17 protein-coding genes are annotated in these 14,443 nt (G+C 68.6%); 4 read left to right on the top strand and 13 right to left on the bottom strand.

Going from position 1 to position 14,443, the window contains the following annotated elements; genetic code table 11:
* Window positions 1-12 precede the first annotated feature (12 nt).
* Window positions 13-816 (bottom strand): thioesterase family protein, encoded by an 804-nt coding sequence (locus ACFULV_RS08670; RefSeq protein WP_378654675.1) that lies wholly within the window; start codon window positions 814-816, stop codon window positions 13-15.
* Window positions 817-869: 53 nt separating this feature from the next.
* Between ACFULV_RS08670 and ACFULV_RS08665 the strand changes: the two genes are divergently transcribed.
* Window positions 870-1,352 (top strand): winged helix-turn-helix transcriptional regulator, encoded by a 483-nt coding sequence (locus tag ACFULV_RS08665; protein WP_378654673.1) that lies wholly within the window; start codon window positions 870-872, stop codon window positions 1,350-1,352.
* A 103-nt stretch (window positions 1,353-1,455) separates the two neighbouring features.
* Here ACFULV_RS08665 and ACFULV_RS08660 read toward each other — a convergent pair whose 3' ends face one another.
* The gene (locus ACFULV_RS08660; protein WP_378654671.1) at window positions 1,456-2,067 is read right to left on the bottom strand and encodes a TetR/AcrR family transcriptional regulator; all 612 of its coding nucleotides are present in this window, start codon (window positions 2,065-2,067) and stop codon (window positions 1,456-1,458) included.
* Between the two features lie 117 nt (window positions 2,068-2,184).
* On the opposite strand from ACFULV_RS08660, the gene ACFULV_RS08655 reads away from it, so the two are divergent.
* Complete coding sequence (locus tag ACFULV_RS08655; protein ID WP_378654668.1) at window positions 2,185-3,051, top strand: SDR family NAD(P)-dependent oxidoreductase; 867 nt, start codon at window positions 2,185-2,187, stop codon at window positions 3,049-3,051.
* On the opposite strand, the gene ACFULV_RS08650 is transcribed toward ACFULV_RS08655, so the two are convergent.
* The 11 genes from ACFULV_RS08650 to ACFULV_RS08600 all read right to left on the bottom strand — a co-directional run bounded on the left by ACFULV_RS08650 (window position 3,041) and on the right by ACFULV_RS08600 (window position 12,992).
* Window positions 3,041-3,646, bottom strand: coding sequence for an ATP/GTP-binding protein (locus ACFULV_RS08650; RefSeq protein WP_101467406.1), 606 nt, complete (start codon window positions 3,644-3,646; stop codon window positions 3,041-3,043). The genes ACFULV_RS08655 and ACFULV_RS08650 overlap by 11 nt on opposite strands.
* A complete protein-coding gene (locus ACFULV_RS08645; RefSeq protein WP_378627610.1) occupies window positions 3,627-4,001 on the bottom strand; it encodes a DUF742 domain-containing protein in 375 nt (124 codons plus the stop codon). The genes ACFULV_RS08650 and ACFULV_RS08645 overlap by 20 nt, the downstream gene beginning before the upstream one ends.
* 12 nt (window positions 4,002-4,013) lie before the next feature.
* On the bottom strand, window positions 4,014-4,418 hold the full coding sequence (locus ACFULV_RS08640; RefSeq protein ID WP_067453425.1) for a roadblock/LC7 domain-containing protein: 405 nt from the start codon (window positions 4,416-4,418) through the stop codon (window positions 4,014-4,016).
* A 1-nt stretch (window position 4,419) separates the two neighbouring features.
* Window positions 4,420-6,765 (bottom strand): nitrate- and nitrite sensing domain-containing protein, encoded by a 2,346-nt coding sequence (locus ACFULV_RS08635; protein WP_378654665.1) that lies wholly within the window; start codon window positions 6,763-6,765, stop codon window positions 4,420-4,422.
* A gap of 219 nt (window positions 6,766-6,984) precedes the next feature.
* Complete coding sequence (locus ACFULV_RS08630; RefSeq protein WP_378654663.1) at window positions 6,985-7,392, bottom strand: DUF779 domain-containing protein; 408 nt, start codon at window positions 7,390-7,392, stop codon at window positions 6,985-6,987.
* Window positions 7,392-8,909, bottom strand: coding sequence for an aldehyde dehydrogenase family protein (locus ACFULV_RS08625; protein WP_378654660.1), 1,518 nt, complete (start codon window positions 8,907-8,909; stop codon window positions 7,392-7,394). Before ACFULV_RS08625 ends, ACFULV_RS08630 begins: the two co-directional genes overlap by 1 nt.
* Window positions 8,910-8,996: 87 nt before the next feature.
* Entirely contained in the window at window positions 8,997-10,268 is a 1,272-nt protein-coding gene (locus ACFULV_RS08620; RefSeq protein ID WP_378627617.1) for a transcriptional regulator, read from the bottom strand.
* 154 nt (window positions 10,269-10,422) lie between these two features.
* Window positions 10,423-10,743: a hypothetical protein gene (locus ACFULV_RS08615; RefSeq protein WP_378654658.1), complete on the bottom strand. Its 321-nt coding sequence runs from the start codon at window positions 10,741-10,743 to the stop codon at window positions 10,423-10,425.
* A gap of 63 nt (window positions 10,744-10,806) precedes the next feature.
* Window positions 10,807-11,955, bottom strand: coding sequence for an alkaline phosphatase family protein (locus tag ACFULV_RS08610; protein WP_378654656.1), 1,149 nt, complete (start codon window positions 11,953-11,955; stop codon window positions 10,807-10,809).
* Window positions 11,952-12,272, bottom strand: a complete 321-nt coding sequence (locus ACFULV_RS08605; RefSeq protein WP_301900910.1) for a nuclear transport factor 2 family protein — start codon at window positions 12,270-12,272, stop codon at window positions 11,952-11,954. Before ACFULV_RS08605 ends, ACFULV_RS08610 begins: the two co-directional genes overlap by 4 nt.
* A gap of 96 nt (window positions 12,273-12,368) precedes the next feature.
* Window positions 12,369-12,992: a TetR/AcrR family transcriptional regulator gene (locus ACFULV_RS08600; protein ID WP_378654654.1), complete on the bottom strand. Its 624-nt coding sequence runs from the start codon at window positions 12,990-12,992 to the stop codon at window positions 12,369-12,371.
* 123 nt (window positions 12,993-13,115) lie between these two features.
* Between ACFULV_RS08600 and ACFULV_RS08595 the strand changes: the two genes are divergently transcribed.
* Window positions 13,116-14,183: an NAD-dependent epimerase/dehydratase family protein gene (locus ACFULV_RS08595; protein ID WP_378654651.1), complete on the top strand. Its 1,068-nt coding sequence runs from the start codon at window positions 13,116-13,118 to the stop codon at window positions 14,181-14,183.
* Window positions 14,161-14,442, top strand: coding sequence for a hypothetical protein (locus ACFULV_RS08590; protein ID WP_378654648.1), 282 nt, complete (start codon window positions 14,161-14,163; stop codon window positions 14,440-14,442). The genes ACFULV_RS08595 and ACFULV_RS08590 overlap by 23 nt, the downstream gene beginning before the upstream one ends.
* The last annotated feature ends 1 nt before the right edge of the window (window position 14,443 follow it).

The raw sequence follows: 14,443 nt of genomic DNA, 5'->3' as shown, positions 1-14,443 counted from the left end.
TCCAGCTCTCGTTCAGCCGAGGACGCGGCGGGTTTGACGGGCGGTGGCGAGCAGCACGCCGTCGCCGTCCCAGATATCGGTGTCGTCGACCGACCAGCCGTCACCGGAACTGACGTTCGCGGCGCGGACCAGCACGGGTGTGTCGCCGAGGTGGGTGAGATCGGCGTGCAGTTGCAGCGACAGGGTGACGGTGGGGACCGCGACCGGAGCGGTGAGCAGCGGGAACAGTCCCGGTGGGAGCGCGTCGGCGAGGACGGCCAGGCTCGGCGCGTCGAGGGGCAACGCGGGGTCGAGTGCGATCCAGGCGCACATCATCGCCTCGTCCGCGCCGCTGAGGGGCAAGGGGCCCGCGGCGGGACGGATGACGAAATGCGCGCCGACGGGCACGATCTCCGGGGGCAGCCGGAACAGCGCGCAGTCCGGTGCGGCCGCGACGACGGGTGCGGGTCTGGCGCTGTGGGCGGGGATCGCGGTCGCGCCGGGTGCGCCCAGGGTGACGGTGGCCGCGGCCACCGCCGCACCGTTCTGTTCGGCGACCACGTCCAGCATCGTCGTGCTGCGCCCGACGGTGTATTCGGTGGCGTGCAGGGTGAACGCGCCGGTCGCCGGTCGGCCGAGGAACCGGACATCCGCGGCGCGCACGGGGTGCTCGCGCGAGCTCGCCCGCTGGGCGACATCGATCAGGAGCCCGGCGATCGTGCCGCCGTGTGGGCCGGTCCAGCCGCGCCACGAGTCGTCGACCACGGCCTGCCACCGCCCGGAGTCCGTGGCGGTGAGGGCGAATCGCGCGCCGAACCGCCCGGTGAGTTTCATCATGCAACTCAACGTAGATGGGCGAGTTCTTTCATGCAACCGACTAGGCTCGGGGGATGCGGCGCACCAGCTTCGAAGACATGAACTGTTCCCTGGCCCAGTGCCTGGAAGTGGTCGGGGAGTGGTGGACCTTGCTGATCGTGCGTGACGCCCTCTTCGGCGTCACCCGCTTCGACGAGTTCCGCGACCGCCTCGGCATCGCCCGCAACGTCCTCACCCAACGTCTCGAAGGCCTGGTCGAACACGAGATCATGACGAGAGAGCCCTACCAGGACAACCCCGTCCGCTACGACTACCGCCTGACAGCCAAGGGTCGCTCTCTGTGGCAGGTGATCACCGCGATGCGCCAGTGGGGCGACGAATGGGCCGCCCCGAACGGTCCCCCGGTGGAGGTCCTGCACCGCACCTGCGCCCACCTCGCCACCATCGAGCCCACCTGCTCGCACTGCGGCGAGCGAGTCCACGGCCGCGACCTGAAACTGATGGACGGACCCGGCGCAGGTGATCGTTCTCCACTGCCCGAGTCGCTACGTGGGTGAAGCCGCCCCGGTGTCGTCGTCGCGCGCGCCGGTCGTGGGGCCGCGGTACGGCAATCGCGCGATGCAGGCCGAATGTCGTTGACGGGACGTGGTTTCGGTCAGGTCAGCCGCGGAGTCCGCGCAGCGCGGTCTCCACGACGCGATCGGCGAATTCGGTGGTGAGGGTGCCGGTGCGCAGGAGCCAGCGGTCCATCAGTGGGCCCCAGATCATCGCGATGGCCACGTCGAGGTCGATATCGGGGGCGATCTGGCCCGCGGTTTGCGCGGCGGCGAGTCTGCGACGTTTCAGGTCGTCCACGGGGCCCTGTAGGCGTTCGACGTAGGTGGCGGCCAGGGCGGTGTCGTGCATGATGGCGCTGGTCAGGCCGCGCAGGGGGAGGTCGAAGCGGGGGTCGGCGAGTTCGGCGACGGTCGCGCGCAGGACCAGTTTCAGGTCGGCTTCCAGGTCGCCGGTGTCGGGCAGGCCCGGTGTCGCGTCGTCGCCGGTCTCGCTGAGCATCAGGAAGGCGTCGAGCAGCACCGCGCCCTTGGACGGCCACCACCGGTAGATCGTCTGCTTGCCGACGCCTGCCCTGGCGGCGATCGCCTCGATCGTCAGCTTGTCGTAGCCGATCTCGCCCGCCAGTTCGAAGGCGGCGGACAGGATGGCGCGCCGGGATCCTTCGTTGCGCCGGGTCGCGTCGGCCGACGGCCGGGGGTTCACCTGCTGACTCATGCCGCCATTCTAGCAACCAAGGAGACGAGACGTTGCGTCTTGACAGGGTGGTGAACCGCTGGCATCCTCGAATCAACAGACGAGACGCAACGTCTTGTCTAGGCAAGGAGGAACGTCATGACCACCGCCGCATCCCGCGTCTGGTTCATCACCGGAGCGAGCCGCGGTCTCGGCCGAGCCTTCGCCGAAGCGGCGCTGGCGGCGGGGGACCGGGTCGCTGCCGCCGCGCGCACCGGATCCGCCCTCGACGAACTCGCCGCGGCCCATCCCGGCCGGGTGCTGCCGTTGACCGTCGATGTCACCGATCGTGCTGCGGTGCACGCGGCAGTCGATGCCGCCGTCGCCCACTTCGGCCGCCTCGACGTCGTGATCAACAACGCGGGCACCCTCTCGATGGGCATGATCGAGGAGTTCACCGAAGCCGAGGCTCGCGCGCAGATGGAGGTGAACTTCTTCGGCGCGCTCTGGGTGAGCCAGGCGGTGCTCCCGCAGTTGCGCGCGCAGCGCGGCGGGCACATCGTGCAGGTATCGAGCATCGGCGGGCTCGCCGGGTTCCCGCTGTCGGGAATGTATGCCGCGAGCAAGTTCGCGCTCGAGGGCATGAGCGAGGCCCTGGCGATGGAAGCCGCGGAATTCGGTGTGCGCGTGAGTATTCTGCAGCCGGGCGGGTACTGGACCGACCTGTATTCGGCGATGGTGAACACGACCCCGATCGAGGACTACGCCCCGCTGCGCGCCCAGCTCGAGGCCCAGTGGGCCGAGGGCTCGGTCGACAGCGAGCCCGCCCTCGCCGCCGAGGCGCTGCTCACGCTCGTCGGCGCCGAGGAACCGCCGCTGCGCCTGCTGCTCGGAAACATGGTGTACGACTTGGCCTTCGACCTCGCGCGCGCCAAGATGGCCACCTGGTCGGCCTGGGAGCAGACCAGCCGAGCCGCGGAACGGGCAGTCCCCGCGCCGGGCTCGGCAGAGTCGGTCAGGTGGTGACGGGAGTTCGTGCGGCGCGGTCGATCAGGTACTCGACCAGGTGGGTCAGCACCGCCTTGGCCGAGGGCCGATCGCGCGCGTCGCACAGGATCACCGGCGTGTTCGGATCCAGGTCCAGCGCGTCACGCACCTCGTCGACCGTGTAGCGCGGCGCGCCGTCGAAGCAGTTCACCGCGATCAGGAACGGCAAGCCGCGCCGTTCGAAGAAGTCCACCGCCGCGAACGAATTGCTCAACCGCCGGGTGTCGGCCAGCACGATCGCGCCGAGGGCGCCACGGCACAGCTCGTCCCACAGGAACCAGAAGCGGTCCTGTCCGGGCGTGCCGAACAGGTACAGCACCAGATCCCGGTCGATGGTGATGCGCCCGAAGTCCAGCGCGACGGTGGTCGTGTGCTTCTGCTCCACCCCCGACAGATCGTCGACGCCGGTGCTGACCTCGGTGATCAGTTCTTCGGTCCGCAGTGGCGCGATCTCGCTGATCGCACCCACCATGGTGGTCTTGCCGACGCCGAAGCCGCCGGCGATGAGGATTTTGACCGAGGCGGCCATGTGCTGGTCGCCTGCGGACATCGGGTCAAAGTTTTCGGATGCCATCCAGAACCGCTCGCAATATGTTGAGGTCACCGGCACCGGCCTCGGCCGCTACCGGAGCCCGGAAGATGAGGTGGCCCTCGGCGATGAGATCACCGACGAGGATCTTGGTCACCGCCAGAGGCAGTTTCAGCACGGCCGAGACCTCGGCCACCGACTGCGGACGTTTGCACAAGCGTGCGATCGTCGCGTACTCGGGTTCTGGTTTGCGCAGGGTGGGGGCGGGATGTACCGCTACCACCACCGTGAGCATGTCCAGGTCGTGCGCCGCGCCCATGGTGCGGCCGCGGGTCACCGCGTACGGCCGGACCAGGGGTCCGGCCGCGTCGTCGAACCACGGATCGCCGAGTCGAGTCATTGTCGAAGCTTTCTATAGCTGTGCATGCCCGTGCCGCGGCTCCGTCGACAGATAACTGCCGACCCGCTGCACGGTGAGATTCATTTCGTAGGCGACCATGCCGAGATTGGCCGACTCGTTGGCTTGCAGTGCCAGGCAAGCGTTGTCACCGGCCGAGGTCACGAAGAGCACGGCCCGATCGAGCTCGATCACCGCCTGGCGCACGCCGCCACCGTCGAACCGGCTGCCCGCGCTGCGCGCGAGACCGTAGAGGGTCGAGGACATGGCGGCGAAGTGTTCGGCGTCTTCACGCTTCATCTGCGAGGAGCGTCCGAGCAGCAGTCCGTCGGTGGACAGCACGACCGCGTAGCGGACCCCTGCCAGCCGGTCGACGAGATCGTCGAGTAGCCAGTTGAGATCACCGGGGGAAGAGTTCACCTCAGCCTTCCTGTTCGTCCTGATTCGATGTGGTCTGTTGTTTGCGACCCTGGCGGGTGCCGTTCTCGATCGCGGACATGATGTCGCGCGCCTGTTCTGCGGAGCGGGGGCGCTCGGGTGCGCGCGGCGCCTCGGCGGCGGGCTCGGCGAGCTCGGGCGCCAGATTGGTCTGCCTGCTGCGGCGCGGCAGCGCGGGTCGTTCGTCGGAGCCGGTGTCGTAGCGCGGGGTCTGCGCGGCGGGTGCCTCGGGGGCCGGTGCCATCGGGCGCGGGGTCGGTGGGTCGGCGACCAGGGTCGCGACCGGCGCGGGCGCGGATTCGAGGGCGGCGATCGGTCCCGATTCCTGCGGTGTGGGCAGCCCACGGCGCAGCGGGCCGGTCATCGTGGGTGGCGTACCCGCGAGGTCGGCCTCGCCGGCCAGCAACTGCTGGGGGATCAGCACGATGGCGCGGATGCCGCCGTAGTCGGATTCGCTCAGCCGCACCGACACACCGTGCGCGAGGGCCAGCCGGGCGACCACGAACAGGCCGAGGCGCGAGTCCGAGGACAGCGTGCCGACACCGAAGTCCGGTGGATCGGCCAGCATGGTGTTGTAGCGGACCAGGTCGTCGGCGCTCATACCCATGCCCTGATCGGTGATCTCCACGACCACGCCCTTGCCGACCACATTGCCGCTCGCCTCGACCCGCGACTGCGGCGGGGAGAACGCGGTGGCGTTGTCGACGAGCTCGGCGAGCAGGTGCACGAGGTCGGCCACGACGGTGCCGACGACGCTGACCTCGGGCAGCTTGGTGACCCGCACGCGCGCGTAGTCGAGCGTTTCGCCGATGGCGCTGCGCACCACGTCCATCACCGGCACGGGCTGACGCCATTGCCGCCCCGGGCGGCCGCCGCCGAGGATGATCAGGTTCTCGGCGTTGCGACGTTCACGGGTAGCGAGGTGATCGAGCCGGAACAGCGTCTCGAGCAGGGCTGGATCCTCTTGGCGGCGTTCGGCTTCGTCGAGGATCTCGAGCTGGCGGTGCACCACGATCTGGCTGCGGTGGGCGATGTTGAGGAACACCGCGCGCACACCCTCGCGGGTACGGGCCTCGTCGACCGCGGCACCGATCGCCGCGGCGGCGGCGTGTTCGAAGGCCTTGGCGACCTGACCGATCTCGTCGTGCCCGAAGTCCAGGGTGGGCGCGGTGTCGGCCGGGTCGACCTCGCCACCGTCGCGCAGGGTGCGCATGGTGGCGGGCAGCTGCTCGTCGGCGAGTTGCAGTGTCGCGGTGCGCAACCGGCGCAGCCGGCGGATGATCCGGTTCGCCAGGACCACCGCGATGAGGAAGACGAGCACACTGAGCGCGAGCACGCCGCCGCCCGCCAGCGCGGCGTTGGTCTCGGCCTTGCGCGAGGAGTCCTCGGCAAGCTTCTGCACGTGGTCGTTGTAGCTGGTGTAGGAGTCGAGCAGGCTCCTGTTGACCTCGGCCGCGGCGTTCTGCCATTCGGGAATCGGCATCGGCAGTGCGGCGGGGGTGGGAGCCTTGCTGGTCGAGGTGCTCGCCTGGGCGGCCGCCGACACCGCGAAACGCTGCACGAGAGCGGATTCCATCGCGCTCAGCTGCTGCCAGTGCCCGGTGGCCGTCAACGCGACGACGGCGCCGCGCTCGGGTTCGTCGAGCCCGGCGGCCAGGTTGGCGATTTCGCCGTGGTAGAGGCCGCTCTGGTTGGTGAACTCGTCGAGCGGGATGGTCGAGGCGCCGTCTGAGGCCACCATCGCGGCGGCGACCGCGTTGCTGCGCGACATCGCCTCAGCGGCACCGAGCAAGCGCAGTCCCTCCGACACACCGGTCGCGACGACCGCGTCGGGCGCCGCGCGCTCGGCGACCTTGGTGCCCTGGATGATCACGTTGAGCAGCGAGTTGTAGAACAGGTAAGCGTCCGCGATCGGCAGCATCCGGGCGTCGGCGCCCTTGCGCACGCCCTCCAGATGGGTGCCGAGAGTGGCGAAGCCGGCCTTGTCGCTGCCGATGTTGGAGTCATCGATCGCGCGCAGGTTCTCACCGGCGGCGATCAGGCCGCGAAAGGCGCTGTCCATGCGCGTGCGCGCGGCGGCGAGCCCGAGTGCGGCAGTCTCGTCGCCCGCGATGTGGGCCAGGGTGAGGTGGCGCTCGGATTGGACCGCCTCGATCAGCTCACGGGCCGGTACGGCGGCATCCTGCAACTGCACGGCCCACGACTTGGCCTTGTTGCTCTGCTCGACCAGGTAGCCCGCCGTACCGACGCCGACCACCACCAGAGTCAAACTCGGGATGAGAGCAATCGCCAGAATCCGGGTGCGCACACCGAGTCTCGCTAAGAACATCGCCATAACGTAACGGAATCGTTGCACTGTTGTCGCGTGTGTCTCGCTGAGCGAGACGCGATTTGGTTTGCGCGGGAACACATTTGCTATATGGGGTGAAAACGAAAAAACGGCGAGCTCACCCCGCCGGCTGAGCCGCGATGGCCCAGTCGGCGGGGGCTCGCCGCGACCTGGCAGCGCCGGGAAAGATGCTGCCAGGTCAGGTTTTCGGCGGCGCCGCTACAGTGTGCGGTCGGCGCCCGTTCGTGGTGGCGGCCCGGCCGCCAGCGCCGCGTGCTCCGCCTCGGTCAGCAGCCTGGCGCGCAACACGAAGCGCATGCCCTGGCCTGCCTCGAGCGAATCCTCGGCAGCCTCACCGCGCGTCACATCGACGGTCAGGTGGGTATCTTTCCAGCATTCGAATTGTGCCGCGCTGATCCAGAATTCGGTGTGCCAGCTGAGCCGGCCGAGCATGATGTCGGCCTTCTCGATCGGGAACTGTTTGGCCGACAGGCATACCGGTGCGGCGTCGTCGTCGCAGCCGTCGCCCGCCTGGCGGAACAGCACCGGGCCGTTGTCCTCGATGAGGCGGCGGAGCAGGGTCTGGGCGCGCTCGGTGATCTCCACACGGTGGATTCGATTCTGCATCAGAACATCCCGAGTTTCGTCGTCGAATAACTGACCAGCAGGTTCTTGGTCTGCTGGTAGTGCCCGAGCATCATCGCGTGGTTCTCCCTGCCGAACCCCGACTTCTTGTAGCCGCCGAACGCGGCATGGGCGGGGTAGGCGTGGTAGCAGTTGGTCCAGACCCGGCCTGCCTTGATGCCACGGCCGAGTCGGTGGGCGGTGTTCATGTCGCGGGTCCACACGCCCGCACCGAGACCGTAGAGGGTGTCGTTGGCGATGCGGATCGCTTCGTCGACGGTATCGAAGCGGGTGACCGCGACGACCGGGCCGAAGATCTCCTCCTGGAAGATCCGCATCGTATTGTCACCGGAGAAGACCGTGGGTTCGATGTAGTACCCACCCGGTAGACCGTCGACCTTGCGTGCTTCCCCTCCAGTGAGCACGCGGGCGCCTTCGGCTCTGCCGATGTCGAAATAGGACAGAATCTTCTCGTACTGGTCGTTGCCGGCCTGTGCGCCGATCATCGTCTCGGTGTCGAGTGGATGACCGGACACGATGGCCTCGGTGCGGGCGATGGCGCGGGCGAGGAATTCGTCGTAGATCGACGAGTGGATCAGCGCCCGCGACGGGCACGTGCACACCTCACCCTGGTTCAGGGCGAACATGACGAACCCCTCGACGGCCTTGTCGAGGTAATCGTCGTCGGCGGCCAGCACATCGGGCAGGAAGATGTTGGGGCTCTTGCCGCCGAGTTCGAGAGTGACCGGAATGATGTTCTCGCTGGCGTACTGCATGATCAACCGGCCGGTGGTGGTCTCGCCGGTGAAGGCGATCTTGGCCACCCGCGGGCTCTGTGCCAGCGGTTTGCCCGCCTCGACACCGAAACCGTTGACCACGTTGAGCACTCCGTCGGGCAACAGATCCGCGATGAGTTCGACGACGAGCAGCAGTGACGCCGGTGTCTGTTCGGCCGGTTTGATGACCACGCAGTTGCCCGCCGCCAGCGCGGGCGCGAGTTTCCAGGCGGCCATCAGGATCGGGAAGTTCCACGGAATGATCTGCCCGACCACACCGAGCGGTTCGTGGAAGTGATAGGCGACCGTGTCGGCGTCGATCTGGGACAGCGATCCCTCTTGGGCGCGCAGCACACCCGCGAAATACCGGAAGTGATCGATGGCCAGCGGGAGGTCCGCCGCCAGGGTTTCGCGCACCGGTTTGCCGTTGTCCCAGGTCTCGGCCACGGCCAGCGGTTCGAGACTGTTCTCGATCCGGTCGGCGATCTTGAGCAGGATGTCGGCCCGCTCGGTGACCGAGGTCGCGGCCCAGCGCTCGGTGGCGCGGTGAGCCGCCTCGAGCGCCATGTCGATGTCGGCGGCGGTGGAACGGGCCACCGCGCAGAAGGTCTCACCGTCGACCGGTGAGGTGTTGTCGAAATAACGGCCTTCGACAGGGGGCGACCAGTCACCTCCGATGAAGTTGTCGTATCGGGCGGCATAGCTGACTATGCCGGTATCCGATCCGGGTTTGCCGTAGATCATTCGCCTCGCTCCTCGCGACCTCTGCGTGGTGCCCCACACTATGGTCGGCGAAGGTTGGTACGAGGTTGGTGACGGCGTCTGCGCAGGTCAGCCCTGGCGTGCGGTGAAAAGTCGGGCCGTCACGACGGCGCGGCGGACATCGTCGCGAGGCAGTAGCCGCAGGGCGTGCTCGTGCACGGCGACATCGCCGGGGCAGCGCTGCCCGAACGCGACCGCGTGCTCGGGCCGGTCGCTACCGAGCACGGCGTTGCGGATGCCGACATCGAGGTGGGCGCGCCACTGTTCGACGCCGGGCAGATCCGAACCGGGCAGCAGCGGTCCGCGATACAGCCACAGCGCCGAGGTGAGGTCGCCGCCCTCGATGGCGGCCAGCAGGTCCACCGCGTCGCAGGACACCTCGCCGGTGAGCATGTAGCGCCGGTTGGTGATCTCGCCGCGGGTGGCGCGGCGCAGGTGCGACACATCGGCTTTGAGCGTGTTCAGCGACACCGACCGCTCTCCGTAGACCGCGGCGTGCAGCTGTTCGGGGGTGTACCCGTCGGGCTCGAGCGCCAGCAGCGCCAGGATCTCGAGTTGGCGCGGCGGCAACGGCACCGGTCTGCCGTCGCGCAAAAGGCGTGCGGCGCCGAGACATTCGAGCCGAACACCCGGTGCCGGGGTGGGTGCCTCGGCGCGCAGCATCGTCTCCACGGCGGTGACCAGCGCGCGGACCGAGGTCATCACCATCGGATGCGAACGTTCCCAGGTCGAGGACAGATCGAGCACACCCACCGTGCGGCCGTCGGGGCCGTGAATGGGCGCGGAGTAGCAGACCCAGCCGTGCAGCGCGGCGACGAGATGCTCGGCGGAGAACACGGTGACGGCCCTGTCGTCGTGCAGGGCCAGCGATAACCCGTTGGTACCCATATGGCTTTCGTCCCAGACCCCGCCCGGCGCGAAGTTCACCGCTTCTCCTTGACGGCGCAGCGTGCGATCGCCCGCGGTCCACAGGATGGTGCCCGATTCGTCACTGACGACTGCCAGATAGCCCGATTCCTCGGCCATTCCGCGCAGCTGACCGGCGAGTTCGGTGACCGGCCTGCGCAGCGGGGATTCCGACCAGCGGTCGCTGATGTCGTTGAATCCGGGAGCGACCTCGGTGGCGGGGTCGACGGTGTGCAGGGAACGTTGCCAGGACTTGGCGACATCGTTGCGCACCGCGCCGGTGTCGCGGGGCAGCGTCAGCGGGCGTGAGGGTGCGGCGAGGCGATTCCACTGCTTCTCGAGTTCGACCCGGTAGTCCGAGAGCCGTTCGGGCCGGTGCGGTCCGGCGATCGGGTCGTTGTGGGCGCCTGGTGCCCTTCCCAGTTCCTCGCCCACGTTCACTCCCTGCTCGTCGGTGACGCACCGTTCCAGCGACGAGAACGGGTGTGGCGCTTACTGTCTATCAGCTGTGCCACCGCCGCGGGAACATTTGTGCCGAGGACGACCGATCACCGGTCGCCGGGCTGTCGCGTCGCCTTGACGTCGCTGACTACTTGTTCAGGAAGATCCCGGCGATATCGGCGTTCTTGATCGGGGTGTCGACATTGCGCTGAGTCGCGCACAGCAGATCGACCTGCACGATCATCGAGTCGACGACGGTGCCCGCCGGTTCGTTGTCGTTGCCGGTCTGCTGCTTGATCGCCTTGGTGATGGTGATCCGCTTGGTGTTCGCGTCCTGGTTGACGTAGTCGCGACAGCTCGTGTCACCGCCCTGGTTGAGCACTCGCTCGACCTCGGCGCATCCGGTGGCCAGTGCCGCCAGCACCGCGACGCCCACCGCGATGGCGCCGGTTCGGGTGTTGGCGTGCATGATTCCTCCTGGAATGGTTCGGTGCGCGCGGTTGCGCGTCGACGCCAGCTTATGCGGTGGTGCTCAGGCGCGATGGATTCGCAGGGGAACCCGCAGCTCGGCGGCGGTGAGCGAGCCGTGGTGGCCGAGCATCATCGATTGCAGCGGTTCGGCACCCGACCGCACGACACCGCCGTCGCCGCTCGCGATCACGACGAGATCGCCGATGCGCGCGGCGGCGTCGCGGGTGACGACCGGGCCGAACCAACCTGCCTCGATCGCCTCGTCTCGGGTGCGTACCAGGAATCCGCTCCCGAGGACGCCGCGCCAGGTGTCGGCGACCGCGGCGGGGTCGTCGGTGTAGACGTGGCGGGCGCGTGGTTCACCGCCGAGTGCCGCGACATTGTCCGACAGGTGCGGGTGGGTGTCGAAGTCGACGCGCTCGCGCAGTTCGATCATGCCGTGATCGGCGGTGACGATCAGCGCCGAGCGAGCGGGCAGGCGCGCGGCGATCTCGGCGGCGATCCGGTCGACATTGGCGAGTTCGAACCGCCATGCCCGGCTGGCGGGCCCGCGGGCGTGGCCGGTGGTGTCGAGTTCCGAATGATAGGTGTAGACCAGGGTTTTCGGTGCCGAGGTGAGGGCGTTGAGAACTCCGTCGACGAGATCGCCGACCGAGTAGGCCGTGCGGAATTCGCCGCCGCGCCAGCCGGCCAAGGTGAGGCCGGAACCGTCCTGGTAGCTCGGTGCGACCTGCACGGCGGCGATACCCGCCTCGGTGGCGCGCTCGAAGACGGTGCGATGCGGCTGGATCCGGTCCGGTGGGAGCGTGGCGCGTGCGTCGACCTTCGGTCCGTCGCCCATGAGTTGCCACCTGAGCGAATTGAACAGGCGTTCCTCGCCGGGCAGACGCATGCAGTAGCCGACGATGCCGTGCTCGCCGGCGGGCAGGCCGGTGCCGAGGGTGGTCAGGCTCGTCGCGGTGGTGCTCGGGAACCCGGCGTCGATGCTCGCCTCGGGCAGGCTCGTCAGGAACGGGGCCGCTGCGGATTCGGCCGCCAGCGCTTGTGCGCCGAGCCCGTCGACGAGCAGTACGCAGACCCGGTCGACATCGAGATCGAGGCCGAGCCGGTCGGTCTCGCCGGGGACGCCGAGGCAGCTGAGTATCGACGGGAGGAGATCGGAGAGTGCGGCTGTGCCGTAACGCGGGGTCAGCAGAAGATCGTCGCTCACGCCTGTCCTGTTTCGAATCGGCTGATCAGCCCGTCGCGCAGGACGAACTGCCAGGTGGTACGCATCGAACCCCACCGGCTGTTGGTGTAGTCGGCGGTGAGGGCGAGGCCGTCGTCGGAGTCGACCGTGTCCACGACCAGATGTCCGTTGCTGCTGAAGATCTCGGCCTCGGTCCACTGGGCGAGATTGCGTTCGACACCGTCATCGGACATCGTCGCGTCCTCGGTGAGCACACCGTAGAACTGATCGGTGTCCTGCGCGTTGAGCGCGTCGACGAACGCTTCGACCACGGGATCGAGTTTCGCGGTGCCGGACATCGGGCCTCCTGCTCGAAACGGGTACGCGAGGACAAAGACGGTCCTACCCACTCTAGGTGAGCGCACGCACCGGGACGCCGGAATATCGGCGGCGCGTCAGTCGGTGGCCGGGCCCGGCGCGATCAGCGCGGTGAAGGTGCGCATGATCGTGTCGACGAGGTCGGGCGCGTGCGTGCCCATCTGTTCACTGCGCTTTTCGAGATGTCCGTCGAGCCACAGCGATGCCAGCCCGTGTCCCAGTCCCCACCAGGCGACGGCGAGGGTTTCGGCGCGATCGGCGGGCAGCGCCCCGACGGCGACACAGTCGGCGACCGTCCGGACCAGCACGTCGAAGGCGGCGTCGCCGGCGGCGTGGGCGTCGGGGTGTTTTTCCGGCTGGGACAGTTCGGGCCGGAACATGAGCCGGAACTGGGCCGGGTGTTCGCGGGAGAACCGCACGTAGGCCTCGCCGAGTTCGGTGAGGGCCGCCAGCGGGTCGGTGGTCGTGGCCCTGGCGGCGGTCAGATAGGCCGCCAACTGCTGGAAGCCGTCGATCGACAGGGCGGAGAGCAGCGCGGCGCGGTCGGCGAAATGGTGATAGGGCGCGCCGCTGCTGACTCCGGCCTCCCTGGCGACCCGGCGCAGACTCACCGCGGCCAGGCCCTCGCTCTCGATCAGGCGCAGGCAGGCGTCCATCAGCGTGGCGCGCAGATCGCCGTGGTGGTAACTGGTGCGCTTCACCCTCCGAGCGTATGCGAGACCGCCGCCGGAATTGGCACTGGACAGGAAATCTATGCAGTGTTTAGATTAATTGAGCATCGCTTAGATGTGTGCTCCACCGAATCGACGGAATGGATGATCACCATGACCACCCGGGTACTCGTCACCGGCGCGACAGGTTTCGTCGCCGGCCACTGCATCGCCGAACTCCTCGACCACGGCTACGCCGTCCGCGCCACTGTGCGCGACCTCGCCGCCCACACCACCCGCGCCCACCTGACCGAACTCGCCCGCCGCACCGGGGGTGAGCTGGAATTCGTCGCTGCCTCCCTCGACGACGACGCGGGCTGGGCCGCGGCGGTCACCGGCTGCGACACCGTGCTGCACGTCGCCTCGCCGTTCCCCGCGACACCGCCCGAGAACGAGCAGGACCTGATCGAGCCCGCGGTGCAGGGCACCCTGCGAGTGCTGCGCGCCGCAGCGGCCGCCGGTGTACGCCGCGTCGTGCTGACTTCCTCGGTCGCCGCCGTCGCCTACGGCCACGACACCGACGAAGTGCGCACCGAGGACGACTGGTCGGTGGTCGAGCGCATTCCCGCGTATCAGAAGAGCAAGACCCTCGCCGAGCGCGCGGCCTGGGACTTCGTCGAATCCCTGCCCGCCGCATCGGATCTGGAACTGGTGGTGGTCAATCCCGGCATGATCCTGGGCCCGCTGCTCGAGGCCAGGACCAGTACCTCCCACGAGCCGGTCCGCAGGCTGCTGGCCCGCGACGTCCCCGGTTCGGTGAAAACCGGCTGGACCCCCGTCGACGTGCGCGACCTCGCCGTGGCGCACCGGCTGGCGATGGAAGTCCCCGAGGCCGCGGGCAATCGATACATCTGCGCGGCCGACCCGCTCTGGATGGGGGAGCTGGCCGGCCTGCTGGCCCGCGACTACGCCGCCGAGGGCTTCCGTGTCCCCACCCGGGTCCTGCCGAACTGGGTGATCCGCCTGGTCGCCGTCTTCGACAAAGGTGTGCGCCTGACCGTGCCGGTCCTGGGCCGCACCGAACACGTCAGCGCCGACAAGGCCCGCCGCGAACTGGGCTGGACCATGCGCCCGATCGAGGACACCGTGCGCGACACCGCCGACAGCCTGATCGCGTTCGGCATCGTCACCGCACCCGGACGGCCCGCGAAGTCGTCGCGTGCTGCTGTCGGAACTCGTTGAGCGGGCAGGCAAGACGATGTTGATCACCGCACTCGTCCTCGCTCTGCTCGGCGTCGTCCGCCGGAAGCTGCGCGGCCGCGCGGACAACGAGACCACGGGGCGTCCAGCCCTCGGAACCAGGCTCGGACGGGCCGGTGTCGCAGTGCGGCGCGGCGCGACCCGGTTGGTGCGAGAACCGGCCCCGGCGTTGTCGGCGGCGGTCGCCCTCCTCGGGTTAGTCGTCGTCGGTACGCACCTGGCTTGTTCGGGGCAGGTCTGAG

Source organism: Nocardia sp. NPDC057272 (assembly GCF_042668615.1).
Classification (GTDB): Bacteria; Actinomycetota; Actinomycetes; order Mycobacteriales; family Mycobacteriaceae; genus Nocardia.
The sequence above is the reverse complement of the archived record's forward strand: the minus strand, read 5'-3'. Positions and strand labels throughout refer to the sequence as shown.